We start from the raw sequence: 20,565 nt of genomic DNA on the forward strand, positions 1-20,565 counted from the left end.
CATGGCATGACCACCCGGTGAACAGAAGGTCCCGGCAACAACCCGGACGGAGTGCCTCCGGAACCAGCGGGCAAAGGAAGAGCGCGGATTACCTCACTGAGGGGTGAAGATGGAGATCACGGGAATCATCAGCGCCATCGTCATCGTCATCGGCATCGTCATCGGTGTCCTGGGCCGGCTCGTCGTTCCCGGCCGTCAGCACATCGGCGTCCTGTGGACGATCGTCGTCGGCATCGTGGCCGCGCTGGTCGGCGCGGCGATCGCCGCCGGACTCGGCGTCGCCGACACCAACGGCGTCGACTGGATCGAGTGGCTCATCCAGATCGGCCTCGCCGCGGTGGGCGTCGCCGCCCTGGACCGGGCGATGGCGGGACGCCGCTGAACCGGTCGCCGTCGAGGGGCCGTCGACGGCACCGGGTGCGGGCTGTCGACGGCGCGCGGCCGGTCACGGGTCACGACTCGCGGCCGGCTCTCCCCTGTGCGCAGTCGTCAGCTCTCGTGCTCGCGCATGTCCTGGTCCGCGCACTCGTACGTGTACGGAGTCGTCGTGGTCAGCGCTGCGAAGCCCAGGCGTTCGAGGATGGGGCGGCTCTGGCCGGAGGCGTCGACCTGGAGGTAGCGGCAGCCGCGGTCCACGGCGATCCGGGCCCTGTGCGCGACGAGGGCGCGATAGACACCGCGGCCCCGCCAGCCCTCGACGGTGCCGCCACCCCACAGGCCCGCGAACCGTGTGCCGGGCACCAGTTCCATACGGGCCGCGCTCACCGGAACGTCCCCGGCGAGGGCGACGACCGCGGCCATCGTGTCCGGGGCGGCCGCGAGCCGGGCGAGGACGCGGTGGCGCAGTCGGGAGCCGTCCGCGCCGAACACCGGCTCGTGCACCTCGGCCAGGAGGCCGACGCCCGCCGCGTCGGTGACGGGAAGCAGCCGCACCCCCTCGGGCGGCTCGGCGTCCAGGGCGAGTTCGGAGACCTCGCCGACCATCAGCGTCTCCTCGGGCCCGGCGGTGAATCCGGCGGCCAGGAGCCGCTGTCCGAGGTCCGCGGGCCGGTCGTGCCCGTGGAGCTTCCACTCGAAGCCGAGGCCGAGCCCGGTGAAGCGGGCGATCTCCCCCGCGATCGCCGCGTCCGCGCCGGCGGCGTCCAGCGCCGACCACAGGACTCCGTTCCAGTCCCGCTCGGTGCCGATCTGGCGCACCACGCCACCGGCCCGCTCGACGCGCGCGCCGGGTCCGTCGGGCCGGGCGCCCCGGCGCAGGTCCCGGTCGTAGAGGGCGAGGACGGCGGCGTGATCCATGCGCCCACTAGAGCAGCGACGCACCGCGGCGGCAACGGAATTCCGCGGCCGGCCCGATCCGGGAGAAGGGCCCTATCCGAGTTCGAGGGTGGTGACCCCGAAGATCCGTTCCCGGGCGTGCGGGCGGACCGGGCCCGTGTACATGCGGGCCGTCTCGAAGGACGGCGTGAGCCCCGCGTCCTCGGCCAGCGCGATACCCGCCCGGTTGGTCTCCGGCACGTCCACGGACACCTGGTGGCCCTCGACGCCGGCGGTCAGCGCGGCGAACAGGGCTCGCGCGTCCTCGGCGGTGTCGGCGAACAGGGGGCCGATCCGCAGGCCGTCGCGGGCGGGGCGCAGGACGCCGTAACCGGTGATCCCCGCGCCGGTCCTGCGGACGAGGGCGCGGTGCCCGGGGGTGGTCAGCCAGTGGGCGAGGAACCGCGGGCGGGCGGCCGGGTGGCAGAGGGCGTCGTACGCGATGACGGCCTCCACGTCCGCGGGCCCGGCCGGCCGGACGTCCGACGGCGCCGCGGTCCGCGGTGCCGGGCCGCTGAACCGGACGGTCCGGTGGGCGAGTTCGAAGCCGGACCGGCGGTAGTTGTCCTGCTGGGCCACCACACCGTCGAGGCCGATCGTGCGGGTCCCGGCGTGGGCCAGGGCGGTCTTCCAGGTGGCCAGTCCATGACCGCGGCCGCGCAGTTCGGGGCGGACCAGGTAGCAGCCGAGGAAGGCGTAGTCGGGGCCGTGGTGGACGACCGAGATCGCCGAGACGGGGTCGCCGTCGACGCGCCCCAGGAAGAAGCCGTCCGGATCCTGTGCGAAGAAGGCGGGGCCGTCCGAGAGGCCCGGGTTCCACCCCTCGTCGGCGGCCCATCCGCTGATCACCGGCCAGTCCTGGAGGGTGGCCCGGGTGACGACGAGGTCCTCGGGAACCGGGGAGGCCATCGGAGCTCCATTCCGTGGGGGCGGCTGCGACGCATGCATCCTCGCGGATCATGTGCGGCCGCGTCACGGCGAGTTCGCGCCGGTTGCCGTCGGCCGGACCGCCCCGGCCGGAGCCGCGGCCCGTCGGACCGCGGCAACCGTGACGGCGCCGGCCCCACCGGTCACGGACCCGGTGGGGCCGGCTCGCCGCCGTGCTCACACGTCGGTCAGCGGCTCGCGCCGGGCCGGAAGCGCCGGTACAGGGCCGCTCCGCCGAGCATGAGCGCCGCGCTGGCGGCGACGGCGGGGAGCGTCTGGTCGGCGCCGGTGTGGGCCAGCGACCCCTCGGCCCGCGGAGCGGGCTGCGGCGCCTGGTGCACCGGGCGCGGCGCCGGCTCCGGCTTGGTGCGCGTCGGCGGCGTGTTGGTGGTCGGCGTGTTCGGGGTGGCCGGCGTGGTCGGCGTGACCGGCGTGGTCGGCGTGACCGGCGTGACCGGCGTGACCGGCGTGACCGGCTGCGTCGGGTTGCCGGAGCCGTTCGTCGAGCTGTTGCCGAAGACGGGGTTGGCGACTGCCACCGCGTTCGCCGAGTTGCCGGAGACGTTCACCGGCAGGTCCACGGGCAGTTGCACCCCGTTGCCGGAGACGACTCCGGGCGAGTCCTGCGTGGTGCTCTGCGCCTGCGCGCCCCCGGCGTCGCCGGTGGACGCGTTGGCACAGGTGTTACCGGCCGCGGGGTTCAACAGCCCCACCACGTTCACCGTGTTCCCGCAGACGTTCACCGGGACGTGCACGGGAAGCTGGATGGTGTTGCCGGAGATCAGGCCGGGCGAGCCGGCCGCGATGCCGTCCGCCGCCGCGTCGGCATACACCGGACCCGCCACGGCCATCGCGCCGGAGGCGGCGGCGACGGCGATCACACCGTTTCGGGTAAGCCGTTTCATAGGTGTTCTGCCTTCCAGACAAGGTCGCGGGCGCTCACCCGCACCGGGTAAAACGCTGGTGAACGATTCCGGTTATGGGTTGACCGCCTTTCACCCTTTTGGGGGGCATGGCGATCGAACGACGTACGAAAGCCGCCCGGCCGGTGAAGACCCGCCCCGTCGGCGAGGGGCGGGACGGACACACCGCCCCGCGCAGCCGCCCCCGCACCCCGGCCCTCAGCACCGCCCGGCCTGACCGCCGCCCGGACCGGTCGCCGGGACCGGCAGCCGGAACCGGCCCCGCGGCGACGGCCGTCGACGCCGATCGCCGGGAGGCGCGGCCCAGGGGGGCCGCTTAAGGTGAGCGGGAGCGTGGATCCCGGTCCGCAGCGGAGCGTCCCTGGAGGCATCGATGCAGGCCAAGCTGTCGAGGCGAGCCACGGGCCGGCGCGGCGCGGGCGTGGGCCTCGTGGCACTGGCCCTGCTCGGGGCGGGACTTCCGGCGTCGGCCGCGGCCGACGAGCGGCCCGATCCGGCCCGGTTCCACCGGCAGCACGTGACATGGGGGGCGTGCGAGGCGGGTCTGCCGGAGGACCTGCAGTGCGGCAAGGTCACCGTCCCGCTCGACTACGCCCGGCCGCAGGGCGGCACCCTCGAGCTGGCCCTAGCCCGCTATCGCGCGACCGGGCCCTCGCGGGGCTCGGTGGTGCTGAACTTCGGCGGGCCCGGCGGTTCGGGCGTCACGGCCCTCGCGACGGACGGCAAGGAGTTCATGGACCTGACCAACGGCTACGACGTGGTCTCCTTCGACCCGCGGGGCGTGGGCCGGTCCTCCCCGGTCAGCTGCGGAGCGGGCGCCGATCCGGCCACGTCCGACGCTGAGGGCGCCCTGGACCTGCGCGATCCCAGGGCGACCCTGGAGCGGTGGCGGAAGGTCGCGGCCGCGTGCGCGCAGCACTCCGGCCCGGTCCTGCCCCACATAGGCACCGTCGACGCCGCCCGGGACCTGGACGTCATACGGCAGGCGCTCGGCGACGGGAAGCTGAACTACCTGGGTTTCTCCTACGGCAGCAGGCTCGGCGCGGTGTACGCGGCCGAGTTCCCCGGCAAGGTGGGTCGCCTGGCGCTGGACGGGGTGGACACCCTGACCGAGCCACTCGCCGAGCAGGGCAGGGTGGCCGCCGAGGGGCAGCAGACGGCGCTGGACGACTTCCTCGGCTGGTGCGTGCAGGACGTCGCCTGTCCCTTCGGGCAGGACCGGCGGCAGGCGGGCGGCCAGGTCCTGCGGCTCGTCCGCTCGCTCGACGCGAACCCCGTGCTGACGGGTTCCGGCGGCCGGCTGTCCGGCCAGGAACTCGTCGGCGCGATCGGACAGGCGCTCTACAGCAGGCAGATGTGGCCGTCGCTGGAGCGGGCCGTGGCCTCGCTGATCGAGGACGGTGACACCCGCGCGATCGAGTCGTTCTCCTCCGGCGGTGTCGCCCTGCCGAGGGGACGGCGGACACAGCGGCACGACGGCGGACTGGCCGATCCGGCCGAGGTCCCGACGGACAACCTGGGGGCCGCGATGATGGCGATCAACTGCGCCGACGACCCCGACCGGCCGAGCGCCGGGCAGATCACCGCGGATCTCGGCAGGCTGCGTGCCGAGTACCAGGAGGCCTCGCCGGTCTTCGGCACGTACCGGCTCACGGAACTGCTCATGTGCTTCGGCCGTCCCAGGGGCACCGACTACATCCGCGAGAAGGTGAAGGACGTCGACACCGCGAAGATGCTCCTGGTCGGCACGCGGGGCGACCCGGCCACGCCGTACCGCTGGACCGTGGAGACCGCGAAGCGGCTCGGCCCGTCGGCCGTGGTCCTCGACAACAAGGGCGACGGGCACACCGGATACGCGTCCTCCAAGTGCGTGCACCGCAAGGTGAACGACTTCCTGCTGTACGGCTCCCTGCCGCCCAGCGGCAGCTCCTGCCCGGCGGACCCGGCGAGGGAAGCGGGCGGCTGAGGCCGGGGGCGGCTGAGGCAGAGGGCGGCTGAGGCAGGGCGGAGCTCAGCCGACGACGATCTCCGGGCGGTAGAGGTCCAGCCAGAGGGCCAGGTCGAGGGTCTTCTCCAGGCCGCGCCGCGCCGCCTGGGTGCTCACCGGGGCGTCGTGGTGCGCGGCCCGGCGCACCCGCTCCCGGTCGACGAGGTCGAAGACCGGATGGCCCGGCCGGGCGAGCAGGTCCTTGACGTGGTCCTGGAGGGCGACCGCGTACTTGGGGTCCTGGGTGGACGGATAGGGGCTCTTGACCCTGTCGTACACGGACTTCGGCAGCAGGTCCGCCGTCGCCTCCCTGAGCAGGCTCTTCTCCCGGCCGTCGAACGACTTCAGGGACCAGGGGGCGTTGTAGACGTACTCGACGAGCCGGTGGTCGCAGAAGGGCACCCTGACCTCCAGGCCGACCGCCATGCTCATACGGTCCTTGCGGTCGAGCAGGGCGCGTACGAAGCGGGTGAGGTGGAGGTGGCAGATCCGGCGCATCCGGTACTCGAAGTCGCTCTCGCCGTCCAGGCGGTCGATGCCGGACACGGCGGTGCGGTAGCCGTCGGCGACGTATCCGCCGAGGTCCAGGGCCCGGGTGAGGTCGGGACGCAGGACCTCGGTGTCCTCGCCGAAGTCCCGGGCGTACCGCACCAGCCAGGGGAAGGTGCCGGAGCGGCGGGCGTTCTCGTCGAAGAACTGCAGATAGCCGCCGAAGATTTCGTCGGCGGACTCGCCGGACAGGGCGACGGTGGAGTGGTCGCGGACGCTGCGGAACAGCAGGTAGAGCGAGGCGTCCATGTCGCCGAAGCCCATGGGCACGTCGCGGGCCCGGATCACCTTCTCCCGGACAGCCGGGTCGGCGAGGGTGTGCGCGTCGAGCACGATGTCCTGGTGGTCGGTGTCCGACGCGCGCGCCACGTCGTGCACGAACGGCCCGTCGGGGGTGCCGCGCAGGTCGTCGGCGACGAAGTGGTCGGCCCGGCCCGCGAAGTCGACGGCGAAACTGCGCACCCGCTCGCCCTCCTCGGCGAGTTGCCGGGCGGCGAGCGCCGTCATGGCGGAGGAGTCCAGCCCGCCGGAGAGCAGGGTGCAGCGCGGTACGTCCGCGACCAGCTGGCGGCGCACGATGTCGTCCAGGAGGGAGCGGACAGTGGCGATCGTCGTGGCCCGGTCGTCGGGGTGCGGCCGGGTCTCCAGCCGCCAGTAGGCGCGGGTGCGCACACCCGTGCGGTCCACGGTGACGACGGTGCCGGGTTCGACCTCGCGCATCCCGTCCCACACGGCGTGGCCCGGCGTCTTGACGAAGGTGAACAGCTCGCGCAGGCCGTCGAGGCGCACCCGGGGGCGGGCCAGCGGGTTGGCGAGGATCGCCTTGGGCTCGGAGCCGAAGAGGACGCCGTCGGGGGTGGGGTGGTAGTAGAAGGGCTTGATGCCCATGCGGTCGCGGACCATGACGAGCCGGTCGTGGCGGCCGTCCCAGACGGCGAAGGCGTACATGCCGTTGAGGCGTTCGGCGACGGCGTCGCCCCATGCGAGGTAGCCGCGCAGGACGACCTCGGTGTCGGAGTCGGTGCCGAAGCGGTGGCCGTGCGCGGTGAGTTCGCGGCGCAGTTCGGTGAAGTTGTAGCTCTCGCCCGAGTAGACGAGGGCGACCGTGCCGTCGGGGGTGCCCGCGGTCATCGGCTGGCGGCCGCCGGGCAGGTCGATCACGGCGAGCCTGCGGTGGCCGAGCGCGGCGGGCCCGTCGGTCCAGACGCCGCGGTCGTCGGGGCCGCGGCAGGCCATCGTCTCCGTCATCGCGTGCAGGGCCGCGGCCGCGGTGCGCAGGTCGCGGTCGTAGGAGACCCAGCCGGTGATGCCGCACATGTCCGACCTCCCGCCGTCCCGCTCGCCGGTGGGGGCCGCTCACCTGCGTGGACACGGCGGGTGCCGGGGCCCGGCGAACCGGTTGTATCGAGCATCTGGACCACGAGCGTGGATCACCGGCGCGGGAGCGGTCAACGCGGAGGTGACCCGGCCGGGAGGGGCGACCCCGGTGGTTTCGGCCGCGTTTTGCCTCCGGGACAGTCGGCGCGGGGCCGCGCACCGGGGCGGCCCGCGGGGATTTCGGCCATGGGTAAAGACTTCCCCAACCTCCCGGTGCGCGTGTGGAGTTGACGCACTCCCGTCGGTACGGGACCCGCCCGCCACGGGCACTGGACCACCCCCGCACCGGCCTCGCACGACACCGCCCATAACACCGCACCACCCCGCACGGCGAATCGAATTGCCCCGAATGCCTGATCCGTGAATCGGTCCTATGGTGCTGTCTATGGAGCACGATCTGAGTCCCGCCACCCTCGCCGAGCTGCGGCGTCCGCGCCCCTATCCCGCGGTGTCGGTGCTCACGCCGACCCACCGCCGCGAGCCGGACAACACCCAGGATCCGGTCCGGCTGCGCAATGTCGTGGCCGAGGCCAAGAAGCAGCTGGAGGCCGACCCGGCGATCAGCCGGGAGCGGCGCACCGACGTCGTCCGGCAGCTCGACCAGGCCCTCGCCGAGGTGGACCTCGCCTTCGCCGAGGACGGGCTGGCGATCTTCGCCGCCCCGGGCGAGCACCAGGTGTGGTCGCTGGCCCGCACCGTGCCGGAGCGCGTGGTGCTCTCGGACACCTTCCTGACCCGCAACCTGGTCTCCGCGCAGACCGCCGAGCGCCCGTTCTGGGTGCTCTCGGTCTCGGCCGACCGCGTGACGCTGTGGAGCGGCGGTTCCGGCCGGGTCACGGAGGAGCGCATCGGCGGCTTCCCGCTGACCAGGGATCTCGCCGAGAACTTCGACGCCGAGCGCCAGGAGCAGATCGGCGACGCGCCGAGCGTCTTCCGCGACCAGCGCACCCGCCAGTTCCTGCGCGAGGCGGACGGCGCGCTGGGGGCCCTCCTGCGCGAGCATCCGCGCCCGGTGTACGTCACCGGCGAGCAGGAGGCGCTGACCGTCCTCGACGAGGTCGGCAGCGTCGCCGGGGACGCGGTGCACGTGCCGCACGGCGGGCTGGCGCACGGCAGCCACGAGGCCGTGTGGCGGGCGATCCGGCCGGTCCAGGAGGCGGAGGCGCGTGACAGTGCCGCGGCCGTGGCCCGGGAACTGGAGAGCGCCCGCGGGCGCAAGGAGTTCGCGGCGGGCGTCGACGAGGTCTGGCAGAACGCCCGGGAGGGCCGGGTGCGGCTGCTGGCCGTCGAGGAGGACTTCCGGGTGCGGGTGCGCGACGTCGTGGGCGACCACCTCGTGCCCGCCGACAGCGGCGACCTGAAGGCCCGCGAGGACATCGTGGACGAGATCGTCGAGCGGTGCCTGGAGACCGGGGCCGAGGTCCGCTTCGTGCCGGACGGCACCCTGGGCGACGCGCAGGGGATCGCCGGAGTGCTGCGCTACTGAGGGCGCCCGGGCGGCCGCCCGCGCCGAGGTCCTACGCTACGGCGGGACAGTCGGCGGACAGGGGAGTGCGCACGTGGGTGACCTGCTGGGCGTGGCCGTGCTGGGTGCCGGGCACATGGGGGCCGATCACATACGACGGCTGGACCGGGTAGTGAGCGGGGCCAGGGTGGCCGCCGTCGCCGACCCCGACACCGCCCGGGCCGAGGAGGCCCTGGGCGGCATCGAGGGTGCCTCGGTGCACACGGACGCGGCGGCCGCCCTGGACGCGCCCGGCGTCGACGCCGTACTGATCGCGTCGCCGGGCCCCGCGCACGAGGAGGCGCTGCTCGCGGCCTTCGCGCGCGGGCTGCCGGTGCTGTGCGAGAAGCCGATGGTGCCGGACTCGGCGGGGGCGCTGCGCGTCGTGGAGGCGGAGGCGCGGCTCGGGCGGCGGCTGGCGCAGATCGGGTTCATGCGCCGCTACGACGCCGAGTACGGCCGCCTGAAGTCCCTGCTGGACGGCGGAGGGCTGGGCCGGCCGCTGATGCTGCACTGCACGCACCGCAACGTGTCGTCGCCGGACCACTTCACCAGCGCCATGCTGATCAACAGCTCCGTGTCGCACGAGATCGACGCGGCCCGCTGGCTGCTCGGCCAGGAGCTGACCGCCGTGACCGTGCTGCGTCCCGCGCCGTCGGCGGGTGCGCCCGAGGGCCTGGCGGACCCGCAGTTCGTGCTGTTCGAGACCGAGCGCGGCGCCCTGGTGGACGTGGAGGTCTTCGTCAACTGTGGCTTCGGCTACCAGGTGCGCTGCGAGGCGGTCTGCGAGGCGGGCAGCGCCCGGATCGGCGAGGGCCACGCCATGGTCGTCACCTCCCGGGGCGGCGCCCGCGAGGACGTGCCGCGGGACTACCTCGTACGGTTCGCCGACGCCTACGACCGTGAGGTGCGGGCCTGGGTCGACGCCACCCGGCGGGGGCGGGTCACCGGCCCGAGCGCGTGGGACGGCTACGCCGCGTCCGTCGTCGCCGAGGCGGGGGTCCGGGCGCTGGACGACGGCCGGCGCGCGACGGTCGAACTCGCCCCGCGCCCCGGCCTGTACGCCGTGCCCGGCCACTGACCGCCGCCGGCGCGCCCGGCCCGGCGCGGCCGGCGCACCGGGGCCCGCCGAGTCGTGGGCCGGAGCCCGCTCGGGGGCCGCGCTCCGTTCCGAACCGCTCACACCGCACCGAACAGGGCGTTCAGCCCGCGGTCGACCTCGGCGGCCACGTCCTCCTCGCCGACCGCGACCACGGCGTAGCTGCGCAGCAGGAAGCGGCGCAGCGCCGCCGTGTCGAACTGGAGCAGGGCCAGGCCGGACACCGAGTGCAGCTCCAGTACCGTACGGCCGTCTCCGCAGGGCCACAGGTGCACGTCCCCGGCTCCGGCGGGCTGCCCGAGCCCCTCCTCCAGCAGGGCCCGGGAGAAGGTCCAGGAGACCGGGCCGCCGTCGAGGCAGACCTCCGGCGGGAAGTCCAGGTGCACGGCCAGCGGGTCCGCGCAGGCGTAGCGCAGTGTGACGGGCACGGGGAGCGCCTCCTCGTCCGCGGTGATCAGGCGGGCGCGGGCGTGCTGTTCGAGCGTGACGTCCATGGTCGGTCTCCCCTGCGGGTCGGAGGTCGGCCGGCTGTGCCGTGTGCTGTTAGGAGTCCGCAGGAGCCGTTTGCATTACGCCTCCGCCCGACCCAATTACTGTGACCTGCGTCACCCTTCCGGACCGGATGCCGCACTGCGGACCAGAAGGGAACACACTGCCGTCGAACACCCGCATGAACGCGCACCGGAAACCCCACGCGGCCCCTCAAATCACGTAGGCCGCCTACGACTTGACCGGCGGGACGCGTAGGGCAGAGGTGACTCCCGATGAGGTCGGGGAGACTGTGGCATATGCCAGAAGCACCACCGTATCGGGTGTTGCCAAATCCCTTACGGGGCGTCGCGGGCTGTGCAACAGTCGTAACGGTCCCTCCCGCCGCCTTGGCCGTACCGTCCCTTCGGAGTGCGTCATGCCGTCCCACCTCTCCGCGGACCACCCACCCGCGCAGCCGCCCGGACGCGGCTCGGTCGACGCCCTCATATCGCAGGCGCGCCGCCTCAAGGGGGACGTGGACGCCGTACGGCGGGACGCGCAGGACGACGGTTCGGACCCGCGGGGCCGGTGGGAGCGGGCACTGTGCGATCTGGCCCTGCACCAGCTCAACGACCTCGACGAGCACTTGGCGCAACTGCGGGACGGGCCGCCCCCGGTGGCCGTGTACGCCGGGGCGGAGGCCCTGGCCCCGGCCGCGCCGGGCGGACGGCCGCACGGTGAACCGCTCGGCCGGGTCGGCAGCGCCGAGTGGAACCTGCTGACGGACGAGGCCACCTGGTCCGGCGAGCTCTACCAGCTCCTCGGCCGGGACCCCGCGGCCCCGCCCCTCACCCTCGACGAACTGCCCTCCCTGGTGCTCGACGCGGACCGGCCCCGGCTCACCGCCATGGTCACGGACTGCCTCGTGGACGCCAAGCCCATCGACGGGGAGTTCCGAGTCGTGCGGCCCGACGGCACGCTGCGCACCGTGCACATGATGGGCGAGCCGGTGCTCGGCGCCGACGGCGGCACCGACGCGATGTGGGCCGTACTGCGCGACGTCAGCGAACTGCGCCGCAGCCAGCGGACGGAACGCGAGACCCGCGACTCGCTCCAGCACCACCGGCACCGCGCGCAGACCGAGCACCGGCTCGCGGTCGAGTTCCAGGAGGCCGTGCTGCCGCCGTGGCGCGGCTCCGCGCGGCCGCCGCACCGGGGACACCCCGGCCTGGATCTGGCGGCCCACTACCTGCCGGCCTCGACCAGCACACTGATCGGCGGCGACTGGTACGACGCGCTGGAGCTGTCCGACGGCGACACCCTGCTCAGCGTGGGCGACCTGACCGGGCACGGGCCGACCGTGACCTCGGAGATGGCGATGCTCCTCGGCGCCCTGCGGGGCATGGCCATGGCAGGCACCGGACCCGGCCGGCTCATGGCCCTGCTCAACCAGTTGCTGGACGCCACCGCGCAGCCCGCCCTGGGCAGCGCCGTCTGCTGCCGCTACCGGCCCGCCACCCGGACCCTGGTGTGGGCCCAGGCGGGCCACCCCGCCCCGCTGCTGTTCCGCGACGGGACGGGGCGCGTGCTGGACGCACCGGACGGCGTGCTGCTCGGCGCCACCTCGTCGGCCGTGTACGGGCAGGCCGAGGAGACCCTGAAGGCGGGCGACCTGCTCCTGCTGCACACCGACGGCCTGGGGCCGCGGCGTGCCGGACCGGCCACCGTGCGGCGACTGCTCGGGCTCGCCCCGAGACTCGGCGGGGCGCGCACCGCGCAGGACTGTGTACGGACCGTCGTGGAGGAGTTCGGCGAGAACGAGCGCGAGGACGACGCCTGCGTGCTCGTCGCCCGGATCGCCTGAGGCACGAACGGGCAGGTGCTCCCGCTCACGTGCGCCGCACGTCCGTACCCGTGCGCCGCCCTCCCGTACTCGGGCGCTACACCTGAGCGCCGCTGCCCTTGCCCTTCACCCTGGGCAGGGCCTGCCGGATCTCCTCCCGCAGCTCGTAGATCTTCGGGTAGCCGGAGTACTGGGCGGTGAGCCGGTACATCTCGCGCAGCCGGTCCCAGGTGCGGTGGGAGGAGTTGGACCCCATCGACACCAGGGCCAGCCGCGCGTACCGGTCCGCCTGTTCCGGGTCGTCGGCGATGAAGCAGGCGGAGGCCATGGACAGGAAGTCGAAGATCTTCGACCGCTGCCGGCCGTCGTTGCGCAGGGCCAGTGCCTTGTCCGCGTAGTACTGGGCGTGCGCTGCCGCGGCGGGCTCGTGCTCGGCCAGCGTGCGGTAGGCGAGGGCCTGCATCCCCAGCAGGTCCTCCTCCTTGAAGGTCTGCATCCAGCTCGGCGGCGGCACGTCGCTCTTGTCGGAGACGAAGAGGTCCTCCGCCTGGCCGAGGGTGCGGCGCATGGCCTGGCCCTTGCCCATCGACGCCTGTGCCCAGGCCTCGATGGTGTAGAGCATCGCCCGGGTGCGCGGCAGCACCTCGTCGCCCGAGCCGGACTGGGCGAGCTTCATCAGGTCCAGCGCGTCGTCGGGGCGGCCCAGGTGCACCATCTGGCGCGCGGCGCGGGAGAGCGCCTCGCCGGCCCGCGGCCGGTCGCCGCCCTCGCGCGCGGCATGGGCGGCGATGACGAAGTACTTCTGGGCCGTGGGCTCCAGGCCGACGTCGTGGGACATCCAGCCCGCGAGGACGGCGAGGTTGGCGGCGACGCCCCACAGGCGCCGCTGGAGATGCGGTGGGTGACGGTAGGCGAGCATCCCGCCCACCTCGTTGAGCTGGCCCACCACGGCCTTGCGTTGCAGCCCGCCCCCGCGGGCCGCGTCCCAGGCCCGGAACACCTCGACCGAGCGTTCCAGTTCCTCGATCTCCTGCGACCCGATGGGGGCGGCCTCGTAGCGGTCGAACCCAGCGGGGTCGGCGTGCAGGGGATGGTTGAGTTTCGGGGCGTCTGCCGTGAGTGCCGGATCGGTGTGCAGCCAGTCGTGCATGGCGCTGCTGAGTGCGGATCCCGCGGCGAGCGCGGCGCCCGCGCCCACCAAGCCGCGTCGGTTGAGCATGAGGTCCATTCCCGTGAATTCGGTGAGGACCGCGGCGGTCCGCTCGGGCGCCCACGGCACTCCGTCGGGATGTTCCGCATTCCCGTCGCCCTGCCGTTTCCCCGCACGCCCGTGCCGTACCAGACCAAGGTCCTCGATGGTCACGACACGGCCGAGACGCTCGGTGAACAGAGCCGCCAGCACCCGCGGCACCGGATCGCGCGGGATCTCTCCCATGTCGATCCAACGCCGCACCCGGGAGGTGTCGGTCGCCAGCTGGGGGTGGCCCATGGCCGCCGCCTGCCGGTTGACCAGCCTCGCGAGTTCTCCCTTGGACCAGCCGGCCAGGCCGAACAGGTCCGCCAGGCGGGTGTTGGGTTGTCCGCTCACGTCAAGCCCCCAGGTACTCGGCTGAGTTGACAGTAGACCCGCCGAGAGTTGCCGGGCGACTATTCGCCACGGTTCGCCAGGGTGCGCCAGATGGTGTGCCACGGGGCGTCAGGTGTCAGGTAGGAACGCGCCACCCCGACCCGGTCGCCGAGGGACATTCCCCAGGGTGCACCCGGGCGTCCGGGCCGGGACGCGCACCGAAGCAGCAGGCACACGAAGGGATCTGTCTCTCCCATGTACGCAGCATCGTCCTCCGTGTCCGCCCCGCCCCGGCCGCTGCGCGCCCGCCCGGGCGTCGGCGGCCCCTACCTCGACCCCGCCCGGCCGGGGCCGGCCCCCGTACTCGGTGCGGGACGGCCGCGGCGCCCCGCGGGGCTCGGCACGCCACCGCTCAGCGGGAGACTCGACTTGTCCGGCCCCCAGGGCGCCCAGCTGCGCACCGCGATCGCCTCGGTGCACCGCATCTGCCCGGAGTTCTCTCCGGTGCAGGTGCTGCGCCGCAGCGGGCGGTCCGTGCTCCTGGTCGGCACGACCGGGCGCAGCACGGCCGTCGCCAAGTGCTTACTCGACCACTCCCCCGCCTGGGCCGAGCGCTACCGCCACGAGATAGCGGCATACCGCTCGTTCGTCCGGCAGCGCCCGCCGGTGCGGGTGCCCCGGTTGATCGCGGCGGACCCGGACAACTGCACGCTGGTGATCGAGCGGATGCCCGGCCGGGTGGCGGCGCTCCAGCGGCACCCGGCGGAGACCCCGCCGCGGGCGGACATCAGGGCGGCGCTCGGCGCGATCTGCCGGCTGAACGCGTGGCGTCCGCCGGCGGGCACGTTCGACGCCCCGCTGGACTACGCGGCACGCATCTCCCGGTACCACGAGCTGGGGCTGCTCACCGACCGCGACATGGGCGACCTGCAGAAGCTGCTGCACGGAATCGCGCACGCGGCGGGCCGGCAGGGCATGGGCCAGTTCTGCCACGGCGACGCACTGCTCGCGAACATCCTGCTCTCACCGGCCGGTCCAGTGCTGGTGGACTGGGAGCACGCGGGCTGGTACCTGCCGGGCTACGACCTGGCGACGCTGTGGTCGGTCCTCGGCGACGCGCCGGTGGCGCGGCGGCAGATCAGCCAGCTCGCGCAGTCGGCGGGGCCCGCCGCGCGGGACGCCTTCCTGGTGAACCTGATGCTCGTGCTGACCCGTGAGATCCGCACGTACGAGACGGCCGTGCAGCGCTCGATGCACGACGCGGCCCCGGCGGCGCCGGGCTCGGCCCTCGCGGGTGCCGTGCCGTCCGGCGAGGAGCAGCGGCTGCTGCTGCGGCGGCTGCACGACGACTGCCAGCTGGCCCGGCGGGCCGTGCGCGCGGCGGTCGGCACTCGCTGAAGGGGACGACGGTCCGCGGGGCGCCCGCCACGGGCGGCGCACCGCGGACCTTTGTCGTGTCCCGCTTTCGGCGGGGTCCCGGTGGGGGCCATTGGTGTACTCCACTGACGCCCCGCAGGCCCGCGGGGCGTCGCCGCGAAACTCGCCGGGACCCCGGTTGACATGGGAAATCGCCTTGCTGTGGGCATGATTGACGGATCGTCGGACAGCCGGTACCACTGACCCACGCCGGCCCCGCACGCCCCGCCACCCCCCGTGCCCCAGGAGGCTGCATTGCCAGGATCCGCCACCGACCCCAGACCCGTGCCGGCCCGCGGACGCGCGCGCAGAACCGCGGGCGCGGTCGCCTCCGCGGCCCTGCTGCTGCCGCTGCTGGGCGCCGCGCCCTCCGCCGGCGCCACCGGCCCCGGCGCGTCCGACGGCGGCAGGCTGCAACGGGCGTTCGACACCGCGGCCGCCGAGTACCACGTACCGCTCAGCGTCCTGCTGGGCGTCTCCTACCTCCAGTCCCGCTGGGACGCGCACGGCGGCGCCGCGAGCGTCACCGGCGGCTACGGCCCGATGCACCTGACGGACGCGCGCACCGCGCTCGGCCGGGCCCCGCACCACAGCGAGGGCTCCGAGGACGCGCGCGGCGACGCTGCCCGCACCGCCCTGCGCCCCGTTCCGAAGGTGCCCGACGAATCCGCGCTGCCCGACCGCCTGAAGACCCTGGCCAGGGCCGCGCGGCTGACCGGGATCCCCGCCGAGCGGCTGCGCGGCGACGAGGCCGCGAACGTGGCGGGCGGCGCGGCACTGCTGGCCGCCACCCAGAAGGAGCTCGGCGAGCCGCTGAGCGAGGACCCCGCCGAGTGGTACGGGGCGGTGGCCAGGTTCTCCGGCGCGGACGACACCGCCACGGCGGCGGCGTACGCGAACGACGTGTACGCCGTCATCCGGTCCGGGGAACGGCGCACCACGGACGCCGGACAGCTGATGGTCCTGGCCGCCCGGCCGGGGCTGGCCCCGGACGCCGCCCAGTTGGGGCTGACCGGCCTGCGGCACGTCTCCGCGGCCGGCACGGAATGCCCGTCCTCGGTGTCCTGCGAATGGGTACCGGCCCCGTACGAGCAGTTCGGCAACGACGACTACGGCAACCACGACCTGGGCGACCGGCCCGCGTCGCAGAGCATCCGGTACATCGTGGTGCACGACACGGAGGGGCGCTGGGACGGCGTCCTCAACCTGGTCCAGGACCCCACCTATGTGTCGTGGAACTACACGCTGCGCTCCACGGACGGGCACATCGCCCAGCATGTGAAGGCCAAGGACGTGGCGTGGCACGCGGGCAACTGGTACGTCAACGCCGAGTCGATCGGCCTGGAGCACGAGGGCTTCCTCGCCTCCCCGGACGCCTGGTACACGGAGGCGATGTACCGGTCCTCGGCGCGGCTGGTGAAGTACCTCGCCGAGACGTACCGCATCCCGCTGGACCGGCAGCACATCCTCGGCCACGACACGGTGCCGGGCCCGACCACCTCGACCATCCCCGGCATGCACACCGACCCGGGCCCCTTCTGGGACTGGCGGCACTACTTCGAGCTGCTGGACCACCCCTTCGAGCCCACCGCGGGCAAGAACGGCGGGCTGGTGACGATCCGGCCGGACTACGCCGCCAACCAGCCGCAGTACACGGGCTGCTCCGGTTCCGGCACCCCGTGCCCGGACCACGGCTCCAGCGAGGTGCGGCTGTACTCGCAGCCCGACACGGCCTCCCCGCTGATCAAGGACATCGGGCTGAGGCCGGACGGCAGCGCCTCGACGACCGACGTCAACGACACGGGCTCGCGGGCCGAGACGGGTCAGCAGTTCGCGGTCGCCGACCGTCAGGGCGACTGGACGGCGATCTGGTACCTGGGCCAGAAGGCCTGGTTCCAGAACCCGGGGAAGCAGCCGACGGCGGTCGACGCGGCCGGTGTCGTGGTGACGCCCAGGGCCGGGGCGGACAGCGTGCCGGTGTACGGGCGGGCCTACCCGGAGGCGGCGGCCTACCCGGCGGGGGTGCCCGCGCAGTCGGTGTCGCCGCTTCCGTACAAGCTGCTCGCGGGCCAGAAGTACGTGGTCGGCGACGAGGTGCCCGGCGAGTACTACTACTCGGTCACCTTCACCACGGACTCGCACCGGGTCGTCGTCGGCAAGGACCTGTACTACGAGATCCAGTTCGGTCACCGGGTGGCGTTCGTGCGGGCCGCGGACGTGCGGGTGGCGCGGTCGGGGTCGTAGGAGGCGCGTGAACCGGGCGAGGGCCGGCCCCACGGGGCCGGCCCTCGTCGTACCGGGTGCCGCGAGCCGGGTGTCAGCCCTGCTGGAACAGCTCCGCGGGCAGCGGCTTGAGCAGGGCGTACAGGTCGTCGGTGATCGGGCGGTCCCAGGCGGCGATGGTCACCAGGACGCCGTCGCTGCGGTCGAACTGCACGCAGGAGATCCGGCTTTCGGAGAGCTTCAGCCGGCGCACGATCATGAGGTTGTCGCCCTGCAGCACCGGCATGTCCTCGACGCCGGAGACGGTGACCTCCTCGTCGTTCTCCAGGGCGAGCAGCAGCTGGGCCACCTCGAAGGGAACCTCGCCGTCGGGAACCTCACGCGCCGGGGAGCCCTCGGGAAGGTTGCCGATGATCATCGCGGTCCCGCGGCCGCCGAACAGGTCGTAGCGCAGGAACACGCCCTGGCAGGTGCCGTCGGGCGCGGGCAGCAGCCCGGCTCCGAGATTGCCGGGCCAGTCGCCCGGGTCCATGGCCAGGACGTCGAAGTCGGGCCCGGCGGGCGTGGCGCTGCGGCGACGGAGGAACGACATGCGGCCATGGTACGTGGCTCCGCCCGCGGCGCGACGTGCGGTGGGCCACCATCCGGAGGAGAATCCACCCCCGGGCGAGCCGGTCCGGCGGGCCCGCTGCCGTTCCTCCCGGCCGGCCCCCGTCAGGTGAGGTCGAACTCGCCCTCCCGGGCTCCCGACACGAACGCCCCCCACTCCGCGGGGGTGAAGATCAGGGAGGGACTCTCCGGCCGGCCGCTGTTGCGCATCGCGATGAATCCCTCGACAAAGGCGATCTGGACATCCCCCCGCCCACGGCTGCTGGACTGCCATTCGGCGTTGCTGAGGTCCAGCTCCGGCTTGTCCCATCCCGCGAGGGGGTGCTGCTGGGTGATGGTCTCGGCCACGTCCGTGCTCCTCCCGACTCGTCGTCCGCGGCCAGCCTAGCGATCGTGTCCGACCGCCGACAGGCCACGTGAGGGCTGCCTTTCAGGAGTCGGGGCGATCCGGCGCTCGCCGAGCGGGAAGGCGGACCACCACGGGGCGCGGGAGGTGGCGGCGGCGGCGGAGGGCTGAGCGGCCGGGCCGGTGCTCAGCCGGCCAGAAAGGGCCCGACCGCCGCCAGGAACTCCCCCGGCCGCGTCGCGTGCACCAGGTGGCCCGCGTCGACGGTCACCGTCCGGGCGTCGGGGAGCAGGCCGGCCAGGGTGGCGATCTGGTCCTGCGGGATCAGGCTGTCCGGGCCGCCCGCGACGAGCAGCACCGGCGCGATGATCCGGGCCATGCCGTCCCACCAGGCGGGGTCGGGGGCGTTGCGCTGCTCGTCGGTGGCCCGCACCATCGCCCAGTCGAACGGCAGGTCGCCGTCGGGGCGTTCGGCGGGCGGCCGGGGCGGATCCAGCGGCACCGGCGCGGGCACGTCCTCCAGGACGAGACGCCGTACGGCACCGGGCGTGTGCTGCGCGAGCAGGTAGGCGACGGCGCCGCCGAGCGAGTGGCCCACGACGTCGGTGCGCTCGATGCCGAGCACGGCGAGGAAGGCCCGGACGTCGTCGCGCAGGGTGGCGTACGCGTACACCTCGGGGCCCGCGCCCGGCACGCTGCCCGGCCAGTCGCTGCGGCCGTGGCCGCGCAGGTCCGGGGCGTACACCCGGCGCGGTTCCGGCCCGGCGGCCAGCCGTTCGGCGACCGGCGCCCAGTCCGCGCCGTCGGCGCCGCGGCAGTGCAGCAGCAGGACGGGCGGGGCGTCCTCGGGCCCCCAGACGCGGTAGGCGATCGTGATGCCGTTGGCGACGACGGTGCGCGGCTCCATGTCCATGCCGGGCACGCTAGCCGCGGGCACCGCGCGCACCACGGCCGCTCTGCCGAGGGCAGAACGGCCGGCCGCCGGTTCCGTGGCGAGAAAGTGGGGCTTCGGGTCTTGCCTGGGGCCGGGGCGGCTGGATTACTGATCCTCAGCACCTGACCGAATGATCGGTCGCCTGGATTGTCACATTCGGTGAGGGAGACTTCCGATGGCGGATGCCGCGAAGGAGCTGCTGGACGCGGGGGAACGGCTCGACGCGGAGGGACTGCGGGCGCTTCAGCTGGAGCGGCTGCGGGCCTCGCTGCGGCACGCGTACGAGAACGTGCCGTTCTACCGGGAGTCCTTCGACAAGGCCGGGGTGCGCCCGGACGACTGCCGCTCGCTCGCCGACCTGGCCCGTTTCCCGTTCACCACCAAGGCGGACCTGCGCGACAACTACCCGTACGGCATGTTCGCCGTGCCCCGTGAGCGCGTGCGCCGCATCCACGCCTCCAGCGGCACCACCGGGCGCCCCACGGTCGTCGGCTACACCGACAACGACCTGTCCCTGTGGGCGGACATGGTGGCCCGTTCGATCCGCGCGGCGGGCGGCCGGCCCGGGGACATCGTGCACGTGGCGTACGGATACGGCCTGTTCACCGGCGGCCTCGGCGCCCACTACGGCGCGGAGCGGCTGGGCTGCACGGTCGTCCCGGCCTCCGGGGGGATGACCGCCCGCCAGGTCCAGCTGATCCAGGACCTGCGGCCCGGGATCATCATGGTGACGCCGTCGTACATGCTCACGCTCCTCGACGAGTTCGAGCGGCAGGGCGTCGACCCGCGCGGCACCTCCCTGCGCGTCGGCGTCTTCGGCGCCGAACCCTGGACGGAGGAGATGCGGCGGGAGATCGAGGAGCGGTTCGCGATAGACGCGGTCGACATCTACGGGCTGTCGGAGGTGATAGGGCCGGGTGTCGCGCAGGAGTGCGTGGAGACCAAGGACGGGCTGCACATCTGGGAGGACCACTTCTTCCCGGAGGTGGTCGACCCGATCACCGGCGAGGTGCTTCCGGAGGGCGAGGAGGGGGAGCTGGTGTTCACCTCGCTCACCAAGGAGGCCATGCCGGTGATCCGCTACCGCACGCGGGACCTCACGCGGCTGCTGCCGGGCACCGCCCGGGTCTTCCGGCGGATGGAGAAGATCACCGGCCGCAGCGACGACATGGTGATCCTGCGCGGGGTGAACCTCTTCCCCACCCAGATCGAGGAGATCGTGCTGCGCACGCCGGGCGTCGCGCCCCACTTCCAGCTGCGGCTGACCCGGGAGGGCCGCCTGGACGCCCTGACGGTGCGCGCCGAGGCCCGTCCCGACGCCGGACCCGAGGTGCGCGAGGCCGCGGCACGGACGATCGCGGCCGCGGTGAAGGACGGCGTCGGGGTGTCGGTCGCGGTGGAGGTCGTCGAACCGGAGTCCCTGGAGCGTTCGGTGGGCAAGATCAGGCGGATCGTGGATCTGCGGTCCTGATCCGG

General features: G+C 73.7%; 17 protein-coding genes. 8 read left to right on the top strand and 9 right to left on the bottom strand.

Going from position 1 to position 20,565, the window contains the following annotated elements; translation table 11 throughout:
- The first annotated feature begins 109 nt into the window (after nt 1–109).
- A complete protein-coding gene (locus ACIQ9G_RS21175) occupies nt 110–382 on the top strand; it encodes a GlsB/YeaQ/YmgE family stress response membrane protein (RefSeq protein ID WP_403611645.1) in 273 nt (90 codons plus the stop codon).
- Nucleotides 383–489: 107 nt separating this feature from the next.
- Here ACIQ9G_RS21175 and ACIQ9G_RS21180 read toward each other — a convergent pair whose 3' ends face one another.
- The 3 genes from ACIQ9G_RS21180 to ACIQ9G_RS21190 all read right to left on the bottom strand — a co-directional run bounded on the left by ACIQ9G_RS21180 (nt 490) and on the right by ACIQ9G_RS21190 (nt 3,146).
- Entirely contained in the window at nt 490–1,296 is an 807-nt protein-coding gene (locus ACIQ9G_RS21180) for a GNAT family N-acetyltransferase (protein ID WP_403611648.1), read from the bottom strand.
- Nucleotides 1,297–1,368: 72 nt separating this feature from the next.
- A complete protein-coding gene (locus ACIQ9G_RS21185) occupies nt 1,369–2,223 on the bottom strand; it encodes a GNAT family N-acetyltransferase (protein WP_403611651.1) in 855 nt (284 codons plus the stop codon).
- Between the two features lie 206 nt (nt 2,224–2,429).
- Complete coding sequence (locus ACIQ9G_RS21190; RefSeq protein ID WP_403611654.1) at nt 2,430–3,146, bottom strand: chaplin; 717 nt, start codon at nt 3,144–3,146, stop codon at nt 2,430–2,432.
- A gap of 391 nt (nt 3,147–3,537) precedes the next feature.
- On the opposite strand from ACIQ9G_RS21190, the gene ACIQ9G_RS21195 reads away from it, so the two are divergent.
- Complete coding sequence (locus tag ACIQ9G_RS21195) at nt 3,538–5,130, top strand: alpha/beta hydrolase (RefSeq protein ID WP_403611657.1); 1,593 nt, start codon at nt 3,538–3,540, stop codon at nt 5,128–5,130.
- A 45-nt stretch (nt 5,131–5,175) separates the two neighbouring features.
- Here ACIQ9G_RS21195 and asnB read toward each other — a convergent pair whose 3' ends face one another.
- Nucleotides 5,176–7,017 (bottom strand): asparagine synthase (glutamine-hydrolyzing), encoded by a 1,842-nt coding sequence (asnB, locus tag ACIQ9G_RS21200; protein ID WP_403611660.1) that lies wholly within the window; start codon nt 7,015–7,017, stop codon nt 5,176–5,178.
- A gap of 445 nt (nt 7,018–7,462) precedes the next feature.
- On the opposite strand from asnB, the gene ACIQ9G_RS21205 reads away from it, so the two are divergent.
- Together ACIQ9G_RS21205 and ACIQ9G_RS21210 are read left to right on the top strand one after the other, a co-directional pair.
- Nucleotides 7,463–8,563 (top strand): chemotaxis protein, encoded by a 1,101-nt coding sequence (locus ACIQ9G_RS21205; RefSeq protein ID WP_403611663.1) that lies wholly within the window; start codon nt 7,463–7,465, stop codon nt 8,561–8,563.
- Between the two features lie 73 nt (nt 8,564–8,636).
- Entirely contained in the window at nt 8,637–9,662 is a 1,026-nt protein-coding gene (locus ACIQ9G_RS21210; RefSeq protein WP_403611667.1) for a Gfo/Idh/MocA family protein, read from the top strand.
- 98 nt (nt 9,663–9,760) lie between these two features.
- On the opposite strand, the gene ACIQ9G_RS21215 is transcribed toward ACIQ9G_RS21210, so the two are convergent.
- A complete protein-coding gene (locus tag ACIQ9G_RS21215; protein ID WP_403611671.1) occupies nt 9,761–10,174 on the bottom strand; it encodes an SsgA family sporulation/cell division regulator in 414 nt (137 codons plus the stop codon).
- A 413-nt stretch (nt 10,175–10,587) separates the two neighbouring features.
- On the opposite strand from ACIQ9G_RS21215, the gene ACIQ9G_RS21220 reads away from it, so the two are divergent.
- Nucleotides 10,588–12,015 (top strand): PP2C family protein-serine/threonine phosphatase, encoded by a 1,428-nt coding sequence (locus ACIQ9G_RS21220; RefSeq protein ID WP_403611674.1) that lies wholly within the window; start codon nt 10,588–10,590, stop codon nt 12,013–12,015.
- Nucleotides 12,016–12,091: 76 nt separating this feature from the next.
- On the opposite strand, the gene ACIQ9G_RS21225 is transcribed toward ACIQ9G_RS21220, so the two are convergent.
- Entirely contained in the window at nt 12,092–13,582 is a 1,491-nt protein-coding gene (locus tag ACIQ9G_RS21225) for a hypothetical protein (protein WP_403611677.1), read from the bottom strand.
- Between the two features lie 234 nt (nt 13,583–13,816).
- Between ACIQ9G_RS21225 and ACIQ9G_RS21230 the strand changes: the two genes are divergently transcribed.
- Nucleotides 13,817–14,959, top strand: a complete 1,143-nt coding sequence (locus tag ACIQ9G_RS21230; protein ID WP_403611680.1) for an aminoglycoside phosphotransferase family protein — start codon at nt 13,817–13,819, stop codon at nt 14,957–14,959.
- Between the two features lie 273 nt (nt 14,960–15,232).
- On the top strand, nt 15,233–17,221 hold the full coding sequence (locus tag ACIQ9G_RS21235) for an N-acetylmuramoyl-L-alanine amidase (RefSeq protein WP_403611683.1): 1,989 nt from the start codon (nt 15,233–15,235) through the stop codon (nt 17,219–17,221).
- A 73-nt stretch (nt 17,222–17,294) separates the two neighbouring features.
- On the opposite strand, the gene ACIQ9G_RS21240 is transcribed toward ACIQ9G_RS21235, so the two are convergent.
- The 3 genes from ACIQ9G_RS21240 to ACIQ9G_RS21250 form a co-directional block, all read right to left on the bottom strand.
- Nucleotides 17,295–17,792, bottom strand: a complete 498-nt coding sequence (locus ACIQ9G_RS21240) for a hypothetical protein (RefSeq protein WP_392195667.1) — start codon at nt 17,790–17,792, stop codon at nt 17,295–17,297.
- A gap of 122 nt (nt 17,793–17,914) precedes the next feature.
- Nucleotides 17,915–18,157: a DUF397 domain-containing protein gene (locus ACIQ9G_RS21245; protein WP_392195666.1), complete on the bottom strand. Its 243-nt coding sequence runs from the start codon at nt 18,155–18,157 to the stop codon at nt 17,915–17,917.
- Nucleotides 18,158–18,342: 185 nt separating this feature from the next.
- Complete coding sequence (locus tag ACIQ9G_RS21250; RefSeq protein ID WP_403611687.1) at nt 18,343–19,068, bottom strand: alpha/beta fold hydrolase; 726 nt, start codon at nt 19,066–19,068, stop codon at nt 18,343–18,345.
- A 196-nt stretch (nt 19,069–19,264) separates the two neighbouring features.
- Between ACIQ9G_RS21250 and paaK the strand changes: the two genes are divergently transcribed.
- Complete coding sequence (paaK, locus tag ACIQ9G_RS21255) at nt 19,265–20,560, top strand: phenylacetate--CoA ligase PaaK (protein ID WP_403611690.1); 1,296 nt, start codon at nt 19,265–19,267, stop codon at nt 20,558–20,560.
- Nucleotides 20,561–20,565: the final 5 nt, after the last annotated feature.

Origin of the sequence: Streptomyces sp. NPDC096152 (assembly GCF_044763235.1) — a bacterium.
Classification (GTDB): Bacteria; Actinomycetota; Actinomycetes; order Streptomycetales; family Streptomycetaceae; genus Streptomyces.